Here is a 17,575-nt window from a genome sequence, read left to right as displayed (position 1 = left end):
GCTAAATGAAACGCCCCGGAAACGCGTGATTTGAAAGGACTAAACAGTATCGCAAAAATCAATTGGAACGAACAGGCCGATCCGATTGTTTTAGCGGCCTCACAGACACGCGTAGTTTTGCAAAGGCCATTCGGGTAGAACCGGTCATTCTAATGTACCTTCCAACACAACAGAGCGTGCGTTCCTGCCCGAGCCATCAAACCACATGGTCGGGACAACATTGTCGATGTCCCGCCGCCCCCGGGCTTCATACTGAAATTGGGCGTATGTTTTGCTGCCTTTGCCGTGATTTCTGTTTGGCTTGGACGGCAACCAATTGGTGTAACCTACCGGTTCACCGCTAAACCAACGCCAACCGGTAATCGCGCTGTCTTCTTTTGGGTCTTTTCTGAACCCAAAATATGGTCCTGCCTTGTAGCTGGTTCTTGTTTTACTGTCGTAACCGACCTCGAAGAAGGCCGGGTCACTTGCGATCATTCGAACGACGAACGCGTTCTCTGCGGAAGATGTGATTGCGGCCAGATCCAAGCCGCATTGCTGCGCTTCTCTACGCGCATTCTGGACCGTACCGGAATACATCAGCACAACGTAAAGGCTCCCACCAAAGGTTCCATAGACGCTTTTTCGAAGCCCAAGGCACTTGAGGATCTGAGTAATTTCTTCGGACTCACCCAGCTGTTCAAGCTCGGGTATACTGTGCCGGACCGCAAAGGAGTTGCTTATGAAGCTTTCATCTGTTTCGACATGGGGCCTGAGCCCTAGGCCGAAAAGAACTGCTACATCCGCATATCCAGCTTGTTCCAACCCATAGTTTGCCTGAAACGCCCTGATGCCAGCTCGGGTCCGCGGCCCGAATACACCATCAGGAACACCTACTTCAAAGCCATTGTCATTTAGGCTTTGTTGCAACTTCTTTTTCTGCGCGAGATCCGGCAAAAGCGCAGCCTCTATCGCACCCAAACGCCCGCTGTTTTTGATCCAGGCAGGTGTGATTTCATCCATTCTTTGAAGCGTTTCATAAGCCGTCGTGGCCGCGATGGGCTGGGATCTTGAAACCAAGTCCCAGCCCCTGATTGTGTTTACTTTCATTGCGGCTGCCAGCGCGCTTTCCTGTTTTGCCAGCGGCTGTGAAGCCGGAGCAACAGACCCCTGTAAGTCCGGCGCAGGCAAGGCAACTTTTTCGATCTTTGGAACCAAAAAAATGTCTTTGCCTGGCAATGAACCGTAGACAAAGGGTTCCTGGTACCCGTCAGTGAGAGTAATTACGCGGTCGCGAACCTTGCGAAACAATTTTCCAAGTTCCAGACCAGGTTGTTCAATGTATTCCAAAAGAGCTTGTGCATAGGGGCTATTTCGGCCGTCGCCATCCTGCGCCAGTGTTCCGCCACGGGCTGCATAACCGACTACGACACCGCCCGACTCGACAGCAGCCAATCCGCTCCCGATCGACCGGGTAATCGAGCCCTGTTTCATATTTGCGAGAAAGGGGTTGTTGCGGCAAGCGTCAACAATCACGATATTCAGAGCGGATGAACCAGCAATAGATTTAACAATAGCGTCCAGACGAATGGCTTCGAATTCCACGTCGCGGTCGCTACGCAATGCTGCATTCACTGGAATCAAATAGTTTGTGTTTTCGATTTCAATGCCGTGACCCGCGAAATACACCAATGCGACTTCTGCATCTGCTGCGGCTTTTGTGAAGTCGCGCAATGCAATTCTCATATCTGTGTAGTTCAAGTCTTTTTGCAGCGTGACCGTAAATCCAATTCGCTTCAATGCATTGGAGATATCTTGGGCATCGTTGGCTGGGTTGCGCAGATTTGGGACGTGTTGATAGGCAGAATTGCCGACTACAAGCGCTACGCGCTTCCCGTTGGCTTCTGCCGCAAGTGGCGCGATCAAGATCAAACCAATCGCCAACAGGTACCAGATGTGACGGCGCCATTTGCACATAGAGATCATAATTATTGACTCAACTTTGAAACGATTAACGCCTCACCTTAGCACGAAATAAAGCCGCAACCGAAGTCAGGATCACTTAATGCAACGCTGACGAGAAGCTGCTATTTGTTTAGATGCGCGACTACGTTTAGCGTCACGGTTTCCGAGGCAAACTGAGACTGGTTCGAATTCGCTGACAGCAAGCTTTATTGCACAAACCCCGATCTGTTGGTCGGGCGCTGACGTCAGACAGTTGGTTTGGTCCGCGCTTCGAGCCCTAGGGGTAGAAGGCACCCAAAGCGTTTCTCTGATGTCAAGCGGATCTGCCTTTCGCGAGGGAGCGGTAGAAATCTTCAAAAATCGCATCCCGCGCCACGTCATAGGCCTCGAGCATCAGGTGGCGCGACGGGTCATTCTGCCAATAGAGTTCGGCGTTCAGATGTGGCGAGTTTGTCAGATGGGTCGGCACATAAGCAGCATCGAGCATCCAGGCCACATTGATGATGTCCCAGATCACCCATGTTTTCGTGTCCGGCTCGGATATCGCGTATTTCACATGCAAGGGGTTGTTGGTGTAAAGATGCCATAAGTAATCGCCGATTGCTCCGCGACCTTTGACAAAAGCCTCCATTTCCGGCTTGGAAATCGTCAGCTGTGCGCCGACATGGTAGCCTGGTAAATACACATGCGGCACGCCACACTCGAACAGCAATCGCGACGATAGCTGATCTTGCACGAGATTCAGTGACGGTTCATTGCAAAACGGCGCATAGCTGGGAAAGCCTGAGGTCCAGACCACAACGATATTGTCGATGATGTCCGGCGCCATCAGCAGGGCGGAGCCGATGTTTGGCAATGCTCCCATGGCGAGGACATAGACCGGCCCGTCTTCGCGGTTACGTGCCTGTTTGATGATGAATTGGGCCGCATCCGAATCCACCGGCGCGTCATAGGACGGCAAATGCTGTGTCGAGCCATGGAACACTCGGCCTTCGGAAGCGACACCACAGGCGTCAAAAACGCGTAGGATTTCATCATAAGAACGCGCTTCGCCTACATCCGGCGTTACAAATTCAATGTCATCCGCCGTGCGTCCATCAGCCAGCAATCGCTGCGCCCATCCTGCGAAGGGGCCTACAAATTTGCTGTCATGGTCTGTCCCACTTCCCTGTTGCAAGGCAGCGACAGCATCATAAAGACCATCGCGATGGTGCAGGAATGAATAGGGCGCGGCTGTGACACCTTCGAGGTTCAGACGATCTTGCGACAACAGCGCCCAGGCCACGGCGTATTGATCGTCGATCTCGTTGGCGGTGTCGGTGTCGATGATAACGCGTGGCATCGCTCCCGGTCGGTCCAGCCGGGTTTTCATTAACTCGGGGTCCAGAGGGGTGAACCGTTCTACGGCCTCATTCAAAGTCATCATGTCTTTGCCTTTCTAGTTGCCGAAGCCTTTGCCAAATGCCTCTTCTTTGATGAACCGCTCGGTCACGACCAAAAGAATGATGCCGGGGACGGTCACAACCAATGTGATGCCAGCTGCGGACGCATCCAACGTCCCGCCCGCGATCTTTGAGAAAAGCAGTGTGGGCAAGGTAATGATTTTGCCCTGACCCATGAAAAAGGTCAGAAGGAAGATGTTTGTAGATACCAGAAACGTGAACAGAGCCCCGGCAACAACGCCTGGCAACAGCATGGGCAGTGTCACCATGCGCAGGATTTGCCAGCGCGATGCGCCCAAGATCATTGCCTGTTCCTCGAAGTCACGGCCCAGCCCCTGATAAACAGCGGTGAGCATTCGGATCATGTAAGGTATGGTCGGAATAAGGTGGACAATGATGATCCCCGTATAGGTCCCGGCCAGTCCGATCTGGATAAAGATCATCAGCAGCGCGATGCCAATGGCCGCCTCGGGCACGATGAGAGGCATGGAGAGGAAGAACTCAAAAGCTGGTTTGCCGCGGAAACTTTCACGTGCCAAAACGCGCGCTGCGGGCAGGCAGATGATCAGACAGATCACAGTTACCGCGCATCCGATGAAGACGGTGTTCAGCGTAGCTTCCCACACCTGGCTATAGGGCGAGATCACGTAATCCCAGGACAGGGGCAGCACGGATTTCTCACGTTGCTCCAGCCACCATGTGCTTGGCAGCAGATCAGGCCAGGCCCAGCGGAACGCAAAGCTTTGGATGATCAGCGGGATGAACGGGCCCAGTATGAACCCCGCTACCAACCATAAATAGACCTTCTGAAACGGTGAAAGCCGTTCGCTAAGCGCAGTGGCATTTGCGTTCCGACGCGCCATCGTCACTGCCTCCCGATGCGGCGTTCATAGCGCCGGTAGATCGCAAGATAGCTATAAAGGATGCCACCTGCGATCAGGGCGATGGACACAACTGTAGCCATCCCCTGCAACTGCAGTGTGTAATCCGCGTCGTTGAAGTATCGCCAGGCGACCACCGGCAACGTGTCAGGAAAGCCGCCGCCAAGAATGAACGGCGCTTCAAAGGCCCCGATGTTGAAGGCAAAGATGATGAGCGTTGACGAAATGATCCCTGGCAGGATTTGCGGCAGCGTCACCAAGAAGAAGATCTGCCGCTTGTTGGCACCCAGGATCGCTGCGGCCTCTTCCGTCTCGCGTCCGACGCCCAACAGAACGGCGTAGATGGTCAGGGCAACGAACGGTGTCTGTTTCCAGACATAGACGGCGATAATACCCCACCCCATATGCGTCTTGAGGATCTGCGGAAACTGCGCCGGGTCGTCGATCAGACCTGCAAAAGCCATCAACCGCGACAGCATCCCGCCGTTGCCCAACATGATCACAGCTAGAGCAATGCCGACAGTGTAGGGGATCATCAGCGGGAGTTTATAGAGGTATTTATACAGCGTTTTGGAGGGAAAGGTTCGCACCAACGCAAGCGCCAGCAGAATGCCCAGGATCAGCGAAAGAATGGTCGCCGCAACGGCATAGTAAAGCGTCAGCCAGAGAGATTGCCAAAACGAGGCCTGACTCCAAAGTACGCCGAAATAGGAAAAATCCGGAAAGGTGTTCACACCAAACCAGGGCGCAAAGCCCAGCGATTGCATCACGCCAAGCACAAGGGCGCCGCCAAACAGCACCGTCAGGACAAGCACAACCGGCAGCAATTGCAACAGCATCAGCCGCCGTTCCCGACGAAGCCGTGCCAACTCATTTGGTGCGGAATCACCCATTCTCAAATCCTTGTTCGAGCCCCCCGCTTGCGAAGGGGGCTCTGTTTGGGTGTTCTTAGTTCAGGTTTGCAACCGCGCGTTCCACGATCACGTCGATCGGGTCAGTGCTTTTGCGTTCGATGTATTCCAGCCAAGTGGCTTCGATAACATCGACCAGCGTTGCGTTGGTGTCGGGCGCGGTGTTTGCGTCCAACTCTTGCTGAGTGATGCCGACAAAACCCGGTGAGGCCGCGGTCAGTTTGGCAACGTCCTCTTCGGACAGACGCCACGGATCGATACCAGGTGGCATACCGGCAACTTCAAGCTTGGAGGCCTGAGCTTCGACCGAGGCCATGTAGTTGGCCATGACCAGCGCGGCGGCGGGGTTCGGCGCGTTCGCGGGAATGACAAGATAGTTCTTGTTCTTGATCATATTGCCCTCGGGGAAGATGAACTGCTCCGCCCCTTCAGGGTAAGTACCATCCCGCAAACCGATTGCGACACCGTAAAGGCCGAATTGGCACGAGAAATCAATCTCACCGTTCAGGAACAAGCCATTCAGGGCCGACGGGTCTTCGGGATATCTTGCACCGCTTCCTGACGCGCCCAGTAGCAATCCGTCCAGCTCTTTCAGGTATTCCATGCCCGGTGTGATCAACCGCGCCAATTCTGCAGCGCCGAGATCGTCAATCGAGTTCTGGAACGGAACCGCACCATTGCCGTCCGGGTTATGCGCATAGATCGCGGCCTGAACGAAGGTGTTGCCGATGAAATGGGGTGGTTTGACATAGGCGAACTTGCCGGGATTGGCTTCAAGATAGCCTTTCAGATCCGCAAACGTGCTCGGTATGTCTTCTTTCGCGACCCGCGCAGTATTGACCGAGCACACATATTGCTGGCCTGACCAGGGCATCTCGGATGCGTTGGTTTCGACACCAAAGTCGCGCAGGTTCAGCAATGCACGTGGATCATCGGCATTCCATTCGATGTTCGCGCTGTTGGGAAGCTTGTCGGCAAAAGCGCCAAACAGAGCGTTCTGGCGTTTGAGCGTGGCAAAGTTTTCACCGTTCACCCAGATCGCGTCAACGCTGCCTTCACCCAGACCTTTGCCAGAGCCGAGCTCGGCCAGAACCAAATCAACAGCGTCCTTGGTGCCGGTTATGCGAACAGGGTTGAGCTTGACACCCTCTGCCTCAAGCCCCGGCGCGGCAAAGCGATCCATCCAGATGTTGATCTGATCGCTGCCACCCCAATAGTAGAGGTTGATTTCGCCCTCTTCCTTGGCGCGGGCCTGAATTTCCTCCCAGGTCGCTGAGCCGGATGTCACGGCATCACGGAAAGCCTCGACATCCTGCGCATAAGACGCACTCGTCACCAACCCTCCAAGCAGGGATAACGTAAGAAGTGTTTTCTTCATGGTCTCCTCCTCTGATTTCTTTCCACTAGTCGTTTTTCTGAATGACCCAGATCCGCTCGGGCGGGATGGTCAGCCAGACGTCTTGCCCGACGTCGATAACGCGGCGGGATTGTTCTGTGACCTGAACCGTCTCGTGGCCGCAGGTGACCCCGTAGGTGATGTTGGCGCCAAAGAAATCTCGGGTCGCGATGGTGCCCCGAAAAACGTTTTGCACATCCGTTGGTTCGTCCAGATGCAGGTCGATCGCTTCGCTTCGTAGCATCACCGAGCGCGTGCCATTCTGCGACGGCGCGTCAAAGGTCAACGCGCCAAAATCCAGCGTTGCGGTCTTGTCGTTGATCTGCGCCGCAAAGACGTTTGTAGCCCCCATGAAATCGGCGACCTCAACGCTTTTGGGGTGTTTGTACAAGGTATCGGGCTCGTCAAACTGGGCGAGATTGCCGTTGAAGATCACGGCCACCCGGTCAGCAAGTTCCATAGCTTCGATCTGATCGTGGGTTACAAAGATCGTGGTGATTCCCAGCCTCTGCTGCAGGTTTCGAATAAAGCGTCGCATCTCGCCGCGCAGCTTGGTGTCGAGATTTGCCAGAGGTTCGTCCATCATCAGGACAGAAGGGTTGGTGATCAACGTACGCGCGATGGCCACGCGCTGCATCTGCCCGCCCGATAGCTGCGCGGGAAATCGGTGACGAAATTGTTGAAGTTGCACGACATCGAGAATTTGCTCCAGCCGGTCTTCGGCCTCGGCCTTGTCGGTTCCGCGTACCTTGAGCCCGAACAGAATGTTCTTTTCCACGGACATATGAGGGAACAGCGCATAGCGCTGGAAAACCATGCCGACATTGCGGTTTTGCACCGGCACTTCTGAGACATCCTTGCCGTCAAAGCAAATCTGGCCGCTCGTCGGAATTTCCAGCCCGGCAATCATCCGCAGCGTTGTGGTCTTGCCGCAGCCTGACGGACCTAACAGGGCGACAAGCTCTCCGGACGCGATGTCGAGATCGATATGGGAGATCGCGGTGAAATTGCCATAGTCCTTGCGGACCCCTTTGAGGTGAACAGCCGTCACAGGCCAGCTCCTTGTGGCAGGCCGTCATGGGACGGTATGATCGGCAACGCAGACATACTGCACCATTGGGCAAACTCCTCGAAAACGGCGCGGTGGCGACCGGGAACAAGGATAAAGTGATGTTCCAGTCCGTGTTCCAAAACCGTTGTCACGACGTCACGCGCTGACCAGGCGCCCTTTGCGTCAGAAAAGTCTCCGATCCAACCGCGGCACCCGGTAAAGCCCGGGGCCGGGCCTTCGGAAACTGCGCCTTCCAGCACAAAACGCGCCGTGCCATGGCGCGAGACGCGCAGGATCGTACAATCGCCATGGGCAAACTCGTAATCCGCGATAGCACCGTGAATCGGCCCGGCCTCGGTGCCGCGTCCGATCATCGGGTGGTTGATCCACGCAATCCCTTTGTCCGCCATATACAGCGGCCCACCGCCGCCATGCCACATCAGGATCTGGTCGCGGTCGAAATCGGGTGAGGTCATGTCCAGCAAACAGCCCACGCGACCAGTCAGAGACTTGGCCACCAGCTGCGTGACAGCGCCCAGAACATCGCCCTCTGATGCGATTGGCAGCGCATCGTTTTCTTCAAGCCAGCTGAACGCCGCACCGGGATGCATTCCGGGATGATCCTGCAAGGCGGGCCAGTCGGACACCGTCAACGCATCATAGCCACCCTCTGCCGCGATTTGCCGCAAGGCCAGAACCGCACGGGCGGTCAGGACCATCTGGTCATCAGAAACGCCGCGCACTTCGGCGGCTCTGGTCATGGCTGACAGCTCGGCCGCCACATCCGCATCGGATTGAGCGGTCATCAGGTCGGTCATGCGGTGGATATCCACATGCTCGGTCCAGACGCCAAGCTGGCGGAGCAATGTGTCGGATGACACCTCCATATTGTAGAAGGTCATGGCCAGTCCACCGACGACCCCGATCCGCACACCGTCCAGCGCCTTGCGCGCAGTAAGCGCGCGGATGGTTTGGCTCATCCGCTGTTCCAGGTGTTCTTCGTCGGGCGCGCCCAGATACCACTGCACCGGGAATTGGCGGGTGTCCCGCACACCGCGCAGGATCGACATCGACATGTTCAGCGATACAAAATTGTTAAGCTGTATATCCTCGGTCAGCGTTGGTTCGGGCGTGGCCCAGACACCCATGGGCAGGTTTTCCCGCGCCACTTCCCGCACTACGTCACCCATGGTGAAACCACCGTGCAAAAGCAGCAGAAAATCCGCGCCTTCTGCACGCAACTCATCCACCGCACCGCGGGCTTCGACCCCATTCATCGGAACTGTTTCGGCAACCACGACTGAGACGTCGTAGGAGGCGGCAAGTTTACGTAGCCAATCAGAGCATGCCTCGAACACACCGTGCTTGACGGGGAAGTAGCTTGGAAGAGAAGCGTTGATTAATCCAATCGTCAGCGACATGAGTATCGCCCTTCCTAAGCGGTCTGGCGCGGGGCGGCCCCGGCCAGATCAAAACTGATGGGTCCCTGACGGAACACCTGATCAAAGAAAACCGGCGCCCCGTCGGCGTCAAAGGCAGTGCAGGCCTGCGACAGAATTGGGGTGCCGGCGGGTATGTTCAGCAGTTCGGCAATTTCCGGTTCGGCAAGCAGGCTGTCCAACGTCTCGCACGCGCTGGTCCAGGCCAGTGCGAACACTTGCTGCAAAATTCTGAGAATGGATTGGCTCTGCCCGGTTTCCGGAAAATGATCGGCTGAGATATGCGGCACCAACCGGCTGGGGATCCATGTCTGGGTCAGCATACCCGGCACATCATCGATGGTGCGTAGCCGTTCAACCAGAACCAGCGGTTCATTGAAGAACTCGTTGACGGCGGCTGGCACTGTCTTAGCCTGGACCTCAAGGCGCAGCAGCCGTGCCCCGGGCACGCGGCCTTCGCGCAGAACCTTGTCGGTGAAAGACACAAGGCAGGTCGAGGTCGGTGGCGACAAAGTCGCGACGTTGTATCCGCTGCCCTGGCGTGAGGTGAGATAGCCGTCGCGCACCAGAATTTCCAAAGCCTTGCGGATGGTGACCCGGCTGACGCCAAAGGCATTTGACAGTTCGCTTTCGGTAGGCAGACGCATTCCAATTGCATATTGCCCGGTTTGAAGCCGGTTCAGAATTTCATGATGAACCTGCTTGTATTTGGCCACCTCCATCATGTCAGCGCATCCTTCAAGGCATCCAACCGTTCGCGGCCGGTCGACTGCATCCATCGGGCCATCGCAGCAGGGCCTTCAGCACCAAAAATGTCGATTGCATCGCTCCAGATAGCGCGCCCGCACATAAACCCGTTTGCATTGACTCCCGCTTTGCGTGACAGGGCCAATGCATCGCGGAATTGTTCGAACGTGACCCCGGCGCTGAGGTAAAGGAGCGGGATGTCGCCCGCCGCCGCAGCGGCTTCGCGGAAGGCCGCCATGGCTTCGGCTTCGGACATGGCGGAGCCGACTTTGGCGATGTTGATGGGAATTTCGACCTTCAGGACATCAATATTGAATTCTGGAGCGGCAAAAGTGCGGGTGGCCGATCCGACGAGCCCCGGTTTGGCGATCGCATATTCGGCAGAGCTGCTGTCGGGAATGGCGCGATCATAGACGAGCGGTTCGAACAGAAATGTCACCCCGTGTTCGCGACATGCGGCCCCGATCTGCGCCACCAGCTCCTGCTTGCGCTGATTCAGCTCTGCCGGATCGTTCGGCCCGTAGTAGAGAAAAAACTTCAATATCTCGGCACCCAGAACCGGATAGTCGGCAACGCTCAGATTGTCCGGCAGTTTGGTCATCCGGTCGTCGTCTGAGATGTGGTACACGTCCGCCTCATAGGCCAGCATTTTGACGCAGTTTGTGTCAAAGGACGGCAACAGCTCTCGGCCCAGCGAGGCATCAACCAGCATGGTGGTGGCAAACGGGCTGAGCGTTTCAACTGTAATACGTTTGAAATCCAGCAAATCACCTGGGCGCGCTTGTGAACCGCGCACCTTGCGCAGGGCGGCCTCGAGCCCGCTGCCTTGATCAACGGCGACACCATAAACAGGATCATCAAAGATGCTCATGTGGCCTCCATCCTGATCTGCGGGAAAAACGGCGTGTCGGAGGGTGCCAGCCAGTGCCGCAACATCTCCTCAGTGGGTTCCAAGAAGGAAATCGAGAACCCGCCCATTTCCTGGGTTGTGACATAGCTGCCGATCATCGGAGCAATCGCGCGAATGCCGTGTTCGGCCAGCGCGGTGCGGGTTTCCTCCCAAACGGTCAGCTGCTCCATCATTGTGGTGCCGCCCATTCCGTTGACGATCACGCAAACCTGTGCGCCCCTTTGCATGGGGCGGTCGGCCAGCAGAGCGTCAACCATCCGCCGGACCAGATCGCGCACGGGGCCTGTTTTGACACGCCCAACCCCCGGTTCACCGTGAACACCCATACCGAGGAAAACTTCGTCGTCAGGCAGTTCGAACATGGATTTCCCCGTCAAGGGTGACACCGGCGGCGTGATCGCCGCTGCAAGAGTCACAAGCCGCTCGCGCACGGCTTTGCCCAGGGCCATCAATGCCTCAAGCGACTGGCCTTCCTCGGCCGCTGCCCCAAGGATCTTGTAGATGAACATCGTCCCCGGCGCACCGCGCCGGTCCTGTTTGCGCTCTGGCGGTGCGGCGGAAATGTCGTCATACATTGGTAGGGGAAGGGTCTGGACGCCCAAATCCTGTGCCATCATCGTGGCTGCGCGCCCGTTGATCATGTCACCGGAATGCTGCGATATCAGCAGGATCGAGCCCGCCGCGCCGGTCACTTCGGAAATCCCGTCAAGGATCAGATCTGCCGAAGGCGCTGCAAAAACATCTCCAACGATATTGGCGTCCAGCAGCCCGGCGCCGACAAAGCCCATGGCAATCGGCTCATGTCCCGAGCCGTTGCCGATCAACAACGTGACTTTCTCATCGGCGTTCTTGCGGTTCGCAGATCCGCGAATGATCACGCGGGGATCGCTCTGGCCGCGTTGCACTTGGGGAAATGCGCTGACAAAGCCGTCCAGCATATCATCGACCATCGTCTCTGGGGTGTTGAACAGCTTTTTCATGGCGACACCTCCGCAAGGGTCTCCAGAAAAATCACCACCGAGGCAGCGCCGGGATCCATATGCCCGCGCCCTGCATTTTCGACATATTGCGCGCGGCCCCTACGGGCGGACATGTCCACGGTTGCGTCGCGCCCCTTCGTCGCGGCAGAGATCATTGCCGCCACTCCGCTGTGCTGCGCGGCAAGCGCCGGGTACAGGGCGTCGACCATGCTTTTGTCGCCCGGTGCCACGTCCCCCAAATCGCAGATACGGTCGCATGCTCGTGTCAGGTTCAGGGGTGCACCTGTGTCCAGGTGCGTTTCTATTTCAAGCAAGATCAGACCGAACAAAGTGCCCGATGCCCCGCCCGAGGCGCGCATGAAGGCTTTTGCGCGTTTGCCATCTTCTGCCGTCGTTGCCTTTGTCAGGCCACGCTGCATGGTTGTCCCGTGATCGCCATCCCCTATGGCAGCGTCCAGCGTGTTGAGATGGTCGGCTTCACGGGCATAGCGGGCCTGCAGCAGTTGAAAGAAACGGTCAGCTGACATCGCCAAAGACCTTCTTCAAATAGGCCAGCGTTTCCACGGCAGCGCGTGTTGGGTCGGGCTCGATATCGCGCCAGATGTTGAGATCGCGGCTTGACGCATGTCCGGCCATCACGAACATCTCGGCCACGATACAGCCTTTGTAACCGATATCTTTCAATGCCTTGGCATCAGCGGGGAAATCATAGCGGCCCAAGCCCGGCTGCCCCCGGTCATTGTCCGACACATGATAGTGCACCAGCGTATCACCGGCCGCGCGGATTGCTGCAGGTGGGTCTTTCTCTTCGATATTCATGTGGAAGCTGTCGAGCAGCACACCGATGTGATCCGATCCTGTCGCGCGAGCAATTGCGCAGGTCTCTGCCGCTGTCGAGGTCAGGTCGCTTTCGAACCGGTTGAGCGCTTCGATCCCAAGGTAAACGCCCTCGGCCTCCAGAACCGGAGCGACACGCGCCAAAGTCTCCGCTGACCGAGACGCGCGGGCGGGTTTGTTGGCTGGGTCGAAAACACCCCAAGGTGCGGCGACCACACCGGCGAGGCTTTTGGATCCCAATCGCGCGGTTGTCCGGATCGCATCGCTAAGTACAACTACCGCGTTGTCACGGATGGCCGGATCTTCTGAGGTCGGGTCCGCATCGGGCCCGAGGCCGGTTGAACATGTTACGGTTAACCCACACTCGCTGGCCTTTGACCGGATCTTGTCAGCCCGATCAAGCCCGACGCCAAGCAGCGAGAGTTCGACAATGTCATAGCCGATTTGAGCAACAGTTTCGAGGATCGGGTCCGGATCGTCGGTCCAGGCCTTCATCCACAATCCCGAATGGATACCGAACTTCACGCCAACTCCCCCCCTGTTGCAATCACATTAGTAGTAACAAATTGATTATGTCAACAGATCGCTAGCCTGGGTCTGTTGTGGGCAGCCGTGTGATCAGCAGAAGGCTGAGAAACAAAAACCCGATGCAGGCCAGAAGGGTCAGCCGCATATCACCGGTCTGGTCGTACAGCCATCCCGCGCCCCACGGCCCCAGCAAGCCGGCAACGCCCCATCCGGTAAAAACCCAGCCAAACGCGCTCGAAAACGCCGGGGCTGGAACGCGTGCGGATACCAACAACGGTGTTTGTGCGGCGATCTGGCCATATGACAGCGCCACCAGAAAAATCAGCACCGTCATCATCATCTCTGACACGCCAGGCACCAGTAATGCGGACAATGCCGCCACCGAAAGCAGCACGGCACCGACAAAGCCGCGCAACGGTCCACGACGGGTTGCCACACCGGCAGCCGAAAGACGCCCCAGCGTATTGCCTGCGGCAACACCGAAAACTGCCATTCCCGCAGTATGTGTGCCGGAAGGCAGCAGTTTCGGGGCAAGGCCCAGAACAATTAGGCCAGCGCAGGAACCGGTGGCGAAGATAGCCCAAAGCAAAAGGATCACGCGGTTTGGTTTGATGACCTCTGACCGCACGGTTGTGCGGATCGCGTTGGTGTCCAATGCGGGTTTCGTCACTGACGAAACCGCAGCGATTAGAACCATGCACCCCAATACAGGCAATAGCGCGCTGAGCGACCAGCCAAGCTCGATCAGCCATACACTCATCGGGCCAAAGACAACTCCGCCCAATCCGAACGCGGCGACGCTGACGGGAACAAGGAGCGTTGGCAGACGCGAAGCTGCAGCAACGCCCAGTGCGTGATTGTAAAGCGCCCCCGCAGCAAACCCAAAGCCGATGCCATAACCCAGCACAAACACCTCAAAAGCCTGCGCCCGCGCAGACAGCAGCAGACTTGCAGCTGCCAGGCCCGAAATAGCAGGCAGGCATGCACGTGCTGGCAGTTTGGCTAACAGAGCAGGGCCAATCAGAACACCAAACGTAAAGCTGACCAGCGCAAACGAGAACACCATGGATGCGGAGGCGTTGCCGACGTCAAACGCGTTTTGAACAGCGGGCAAAAGGCCGGACCAGCCGTAAAGACTGCCACCGCCAAAACATCCCAATACCGGCAGGGCCTGGCTAAGCCAATGGACATTCCGAGTCGTCAACGCTCGGCCCTTTCAACAATTTGCTATTACAGACTTGTATGAACAAATTTACTGAGTCAATCTCCCTCCGGGGAGGATCGCCTATTGGTACTGGTCATCGGTGCAGCATTGACGCCTTTCAACCGGCGGCGCGACGGGTCTGGCTTTCGGGATTGGGCTGCGCAGGCGTTCAGCGATGCACTTAGGATGGCCGGGTTGGAACCCGGCGATATTGACGCGCTGATTGTTTCTTCGGAAAGCGATTTTTTCACGCTTCAACTTAACCCGGCTTCTGTGATTGCCCAGGATATTGGTCTTTGCGGTGCAGAGACGTTGCGGGTTGAGGGTGGGGGCGGTTCAGGTCAATACGCGGTTCATGTAGGTGTCGAACGCATCCTGTCTGGACGGGCGCAGAGGGTTGCTGTCTTGGGCGTAGATCCGTCAGCCAGTGCGCTGGACGGTGACAGCATTCGCGAGCTCTATGGCTATTCTTTCGATTTCTGGACCGATGGCCTTTCGGGTATCACCGCAACTGGCCTTTATGCCCTGTCCTGGCAGGCCTTTGCGGCCGAATATGGTGCAGCAGGGACCGATCTGGACCGCGTCGCCACCAAAAACCGTTGCAACGCTTGTGAGAATCCCGGCGCGCATCTTCCTAGGATACATACGGCGGAGGAATTTGAAGCCTCTCCAGTGATTGCATCCCCGTACAAACGCCTGCATTGCTCGCCCCTTAGCGACGGGGCGGCTGCGCTGATCCTGTCCGCGCGCGAAGCAGCACCTGCCTTGCGACAAACCCGTGCACCCGCGATCACCGGCATTGGGGCGGCATCCGATCTGCCCGGCTTGGGTCATCGCAAATCTCTGGGTCGTTTCGAAGCCAAATCACTCGCGGCGAAGCGTGCCTATGAAATGGCGGGTATCAGCGCCTCGGCGATTGACCTTGCAGAGGTTTATGACGCCTATGTAGGTGCTGAGTTACAAGCGATTGCGGCGCTCGGCCTGTCCGCTGATCCGGTTGCCGCTTTGCGGGATGGTCGGTTTGATGCGGATGGCGCTTGCCCTATCAATCTGTCCGGTGGTCTGATCGGGCAAGGTGCGCCGGTTGGGGCAACGGGGGTCGGACAAGCCGCCACCTGTGCGTTGCTGCTGGAAGGCCGATACCACAAGGGTCTGCAGCCAGAACGTCCGCTCGGCCACGCTTTGGCCGATACACATGGCGGCGTCGGCACAAGCTGCGCGGTGACTGTGCTACGGGCAGGGGGGCAGGCATGAAGCATCAGGTTTCACTTGATTATTCCCTGGCCGAAGGATGGCTTGCACCGTGGATCGAAGGGTTGCGGCAGGGCAAAGCCATCGCATCGCATTGCAAAACATGCGGCGGCGCACAATTCCCGCCTCTTCGTGTTTGCCCCGATTGCCGAACACCTTCGGACGGCTGGGTCACACTGTCCGGCCGGGCTGCGATCCAATGGCGGACCACGGGCGCGGATGGCGACTTTGCTGTGGCCAAATTTGAGGGCGCACATGGAGCAACGGTGCTACGCAGTGCGCACCTACCGCCCCATGCCGCGCACGGGCGTCTGCGCGCGTGCGCGGAAGGCCCGCCCATCCTGCAGCTTGAACCGGAGCCGGACCTATGAGCGACTATCTTGAATCCCTTGATCCGGAGCAGTTGGCGGCCCTTCATCTGGCACCCGCCAAAGACGGCGAATACAAGATCACCTGGCCGGCGGATTACAACATTTATCGCGCGACAGTTGGCCGTTTTCTGGGGCCCAAAGACCGGGACCGGACTGCAATCATCTACGAAGCCCCCGATGGCACGACCTCAAGAATGAGCTTTGCCGAGGTCGACGCGGCCGCTACGGGCCTCGCTGCCGCGCTACGCGACCTGGGGTATGGCAAGGGCGACCCGGTAGCGTTGCACACGGGTCAGCACCCAGACACAGCGATTGGACATATGGCAATAGCCAAAATCGGCGCGATCGCGGTGACGTTATCTCAGCTTTACGGGCCGGATACATTGGCCCATGCGCTGAATGATTGCCGGGCCGGTGTGATCCTGACCAGCCGATCCGCGTGGGAGCCTTTGCGCGATGAATCCTTTCCGCATCTGACCCATGTGTTCATGCGAGATCCGGGCGCTAACGACATTGATCTGGATGAAGCAATGCGCGATGTGCCCGATACGTTTGAACCGGATTTCAGCGGCGCGGATGATCCTGCGTTGCTGATGTACACCTCCGGTTCGACCGGCAAACCCAAGGGGATCATGCACGGTCACCGGGTTCTTGCGGCCTATACCCCGTCGATCAACCTTTTCTTCAACCTCTCTCTGGACGACCCTGATGCCGTTTTCTGGTCGCCGTCTGATTGGGCCTGGGTTGGCGGTCTTCTGGATATGCTGTTTCCTGCCTGGATGGCCGGGCGTCCTGTGGCCACGTCACTAGAACGGTTTACGGCCAAATACGCTTATGAATTCATGGCACGCCATAAAGTCACGCATACATTTCTGGCCCCGACAGCGATCAAACGGCTGGCGCAGCATCCAATGCCCAGAGAAGAATATGAACTGGCCCTGCGCGTGATCTGCACCGGTGGGGAAGCGCTGGCGTCAGAGACCCTCACCTGGGCGGAAACCCGGCTGGGAGTGGTCTGTAACGAGTTCTATGGCATGACCGAGGTCAATCATCTGATCGGAAATTGCGCTGCGCTTTATGAGCGCAAGCCGGGGTCGATGGGCCAGGCCTATCCCGGCCATCATGTCCTGCTTGTGGACGGCGACGGGCAAGAAGTGGCGGATGGCGAGCCCGGCGAAGTTGTAACCCCGCTTGGTTCGCCGACCCAGTTCCTTGGCTATTTCAACAACATGGAAAAGACCCAGGAGATGAAGCTTGGGGCATACTGGCGTACCCATGACCTCGCCGTGCGCGATGCCGAGGGCTATTTCTGGTACAAAGGGCGTTCAGACGATTTGATTAAGTCTTCGGGCTTTCGAATCGGACCTGCCGAAATCGAAGAATGCCTTCTTTCTCATCCCGGCGTGGCCGAAGTTGCTGTGATCGCCAAACCTGACCCCGACCGCGGGTCCATTGTCAAAGCAGTGGTCAAGCCCCGTGCGAATGTCACGGCCGATGAGGCGCTGGCAGAGGCGTTGAAAGAACATGTGAAAACCCGCCTTGCGGGTTACAAAGCGCCTCGCGAGGTTGAGTTTGTCGACGAATTCAAGATGACATCTTCTGGTAAAATTAGCCGTCGCGCTTTGCGCGAGGCTGAACAGGCGTCAGCAAAAACCAACCGCCTTGATACGGAATAGCACCAGC

The 17,575-nt window shown here is 57.4% G+C and carries 16 protein-coding genes; 3 read left to right on the top strand and 13 right to left on the bottom strand.

Annotated elements, in window-relative coordinates:
• Positions 1-144: 144 nt before the first annotated feature.
• From GOW40_RS03615 to GOW40_RS03555, 13 genes are all read right to left on the bottom strand, one after another.
• On the bottom strand, positions 145-1,923 hold the full coding sequence (locus tag GOW40_RS03615; protein WP_171230865.1) for a caspase family protein: 1,779 nt from the start codon (positions 1,921-1,923) through the stop codon (positions 145-147).
• 334 nt (positions 1,924-2,257) lie between these two features.
• A complete protein-coding gene (locus tag GOW40_RS03610; RefSeq protein ID WP_171102403.1) occupies positions 2,258-3,370 on the bottom strand; it encodes a nucleoside hydrolase in 1,113 nt (370 codons plus the stop codon).
• A gap of 12 nt (positions 3,371-3,382) precedes the next feature.
• Positions 3,383-4,249 (bottom strand): ABC transporter permease, encoded by an 867-nt coding sequence (locus tag GOW40_RS03605; RefSeq protein WP_171230864.1) that lies wholly within the window; start codon positions 4,247-4,249, stop codon positions 3,383-3,385.
• A gap of 2 nt (positions 4,250-4,251) precedes the next feature.
• Positions 4,252-5,160, bottom strand: coding sequence for an ABC transporter permease (locus GOW40_RS03600; RefSeq protein WP_171128471.1), 909 nt, complete (start codon positions 5,158-5,160; stop codon positions 4,252-4,254).
• A 55-nt stretch (positions 5,161-5,215) separates the two neighbouring features.
• The gene (locus tag GOW40_RS03595; RefSeq protein ID WP_171128473.1) at positions 5,216-6,556 is read right to left on the bottom strand and encodes an ABC transporter substrate-binding protein; all 1,341 of its coding nucleotides are present in this window, start codon (positions 6,554-6,556) and stop codon (positions 5,216-5,218) included.
• Positions 6,557-6,581: 25 nt separating this feature from the next.
• A complete protein-coding gene (locus GOW40_RS22410; RefSeq protein ID WP_217352225.1) occupies positions 6,582-7,625 on the bottom strand; it encodes an ABC transporter ATP-binding protein in 1,044 nt (347 codons plus the stop codon).
• Positions 7,622-9,046: an L-fucose/L-arabinose isomerase family protein gene (locus GOW40_RS03585; RefSeq protein ID WP_171128475.1), complete on the bottom strand. Its 1,425-nt coding sequence runs from the start codon at positions 9,044-9,046 to the stop codon at positions 7,622-7,624. The genes GOW40_RS22410 and GOW40_RS03585 overlap by 4 nt, the downstream gene beginning before the upstream one ends.
• A 14-nt stretch (positions 9,047-9,060) precedes the next feature.
• Positions 9,061-9,789, bottom strand: a complete 729-nt coding sequence (locus tag GOW40_RS03580) for a GntR family transcriptional regulator (RefSeq protein WP_171128477.1) — start codon at positions 9,787-9,789, stop codon at positions 9,061-9,063.
• Positions 9,786-10,682 (bottom strand): tagatose 1,6-diphosphate aldolase, encoded by an 897-nt coding sequence (locus GOW40_RS03575; RefSeq protein ID WP_171128484.1) that lies wholly within the window; start codon positions 10,680-10,682, stop codon positions 9,786-9,788. Before GOW40_RS03575 ends, GOW40_RS03580 begins: the two co-directional genes overlap by 4 nt.
• Complete coding sequence (locus tag GOW40_RS03570) at positions 10,679-11,701, bottom strand: dihydroxyacetone kinase subunit DhaK (protein ID WP_171128486.1); 1,023 nt, start codon at positions 11,699-11,701, stop codon at positions 10,679-10,681. Before GOW40_RS03570 ends, GOW40_RS03575 begins: the two co-directional genes overlap by 4 nt.
• Positions 11,698-12,228, bottom strand: a complete 531-nt coding sequence (locus tag GOW40_RS03565; RefSeq protein ID WP_171128487.1) for a DAK2 domain-containing protein — start codon at positions 12,226-12,228, stop codon at positions 11,698-11,700. The genes GOW40_RS03570 and GOW40_RS03565 overlap by 4 nt, the downstream gene beginning before the upstream one ends.
• Positions 12,218-13,063 (bottom strand): sugar phosphate isomerase/epimerase family protein, encoded by an 846-nt coding sequence (locus tag GOW40_RS03560; RefSeq protein ID WP_171128489.1) that lies wholly within the window; start codon positions 13,061-13,063, stop codon positions 12,218-12,220. The genes GOW40_RS03565 and GOW40_RS03560 overlap by 11 nt, the downstream gene beginning before the upstream one ends.
• Positions 13,064-13,124: 61 nt before the next feature.
• Positions 13,125-14,270, bottom strand: coding sequence for a nitrate/nitrite transporter (locus GOW40_RS03555; protein WP_171128491.1), 1,146 nt, complete (start codon positions 14,268-14,270; stop codon positions 13,125-13,127).
• Between the two features lie 84 nt (positions 14,271-14,354).
• On the opposite strand from GOW40_RS03555, the gene GOW40_RS03550 reads away from it, so the two are divergent.
• The 3 genes from GOW40_RS03550 to GOW40_RS03540 are packed head-to-tail and all read left to right on the top strand — an operon-like array spanning position 14,355 to position 17,568.
• The gene (locus GOW40_RS03550; RefSeq protein WP_171128493.1) at positions 14,355-15,524 is read left to right on the top strand and encodes a thiolase family protein; all 1,170 of its coding nucleotides are present in this window, start codon (positions 14,355-14,357) and stop codon (positions 15,522-15,524) included.
• Positions 15,521-15,892 carry a Zn-ribbon domain-containing OB-fold protein gene (locus GOW40_RS03545; protein WP_171128495.1) on the top strand — a complete coding sequence of 124 codons (372 nt, stop codon included), beginning with the start codon at positions 15,521-15,523 and terminating at the stop codon, positions 15,890-15,892. The genes GOW40_RS03550 and GOW40_RS03545 overlap by 4 nt, the downstream gene beginning before the upstream one ends.
• Entirely contained in the window at positions 15,889-17,568 is a 1,680-nt protein-coding gene (locus GOW40_RS03540; RefSeq protein ID WP_171136348.1) for an acyl-CoA synthetase, read from the top strand. The genes GOW40_RS03545 and GOW40_RS03540 overlap by 4 nt, the downstream gene beginning before the upstream one ends.
• The last annotated feature ends 7 nt before the right edge of the window (positions 17,569-17,575 follow it).

Source organism: Ruegeria sp. HKCCA6707, assembly GCF_013033515.1.
GTDB lineage: Bacteria > Pseudomonadota > Alphaproteobacteria > Rhodobacterales > Rhodobacteraceae > Ruegeria.
This window is presented reverse-complemented; position numbering and strand designations above follow the sequence as displayed.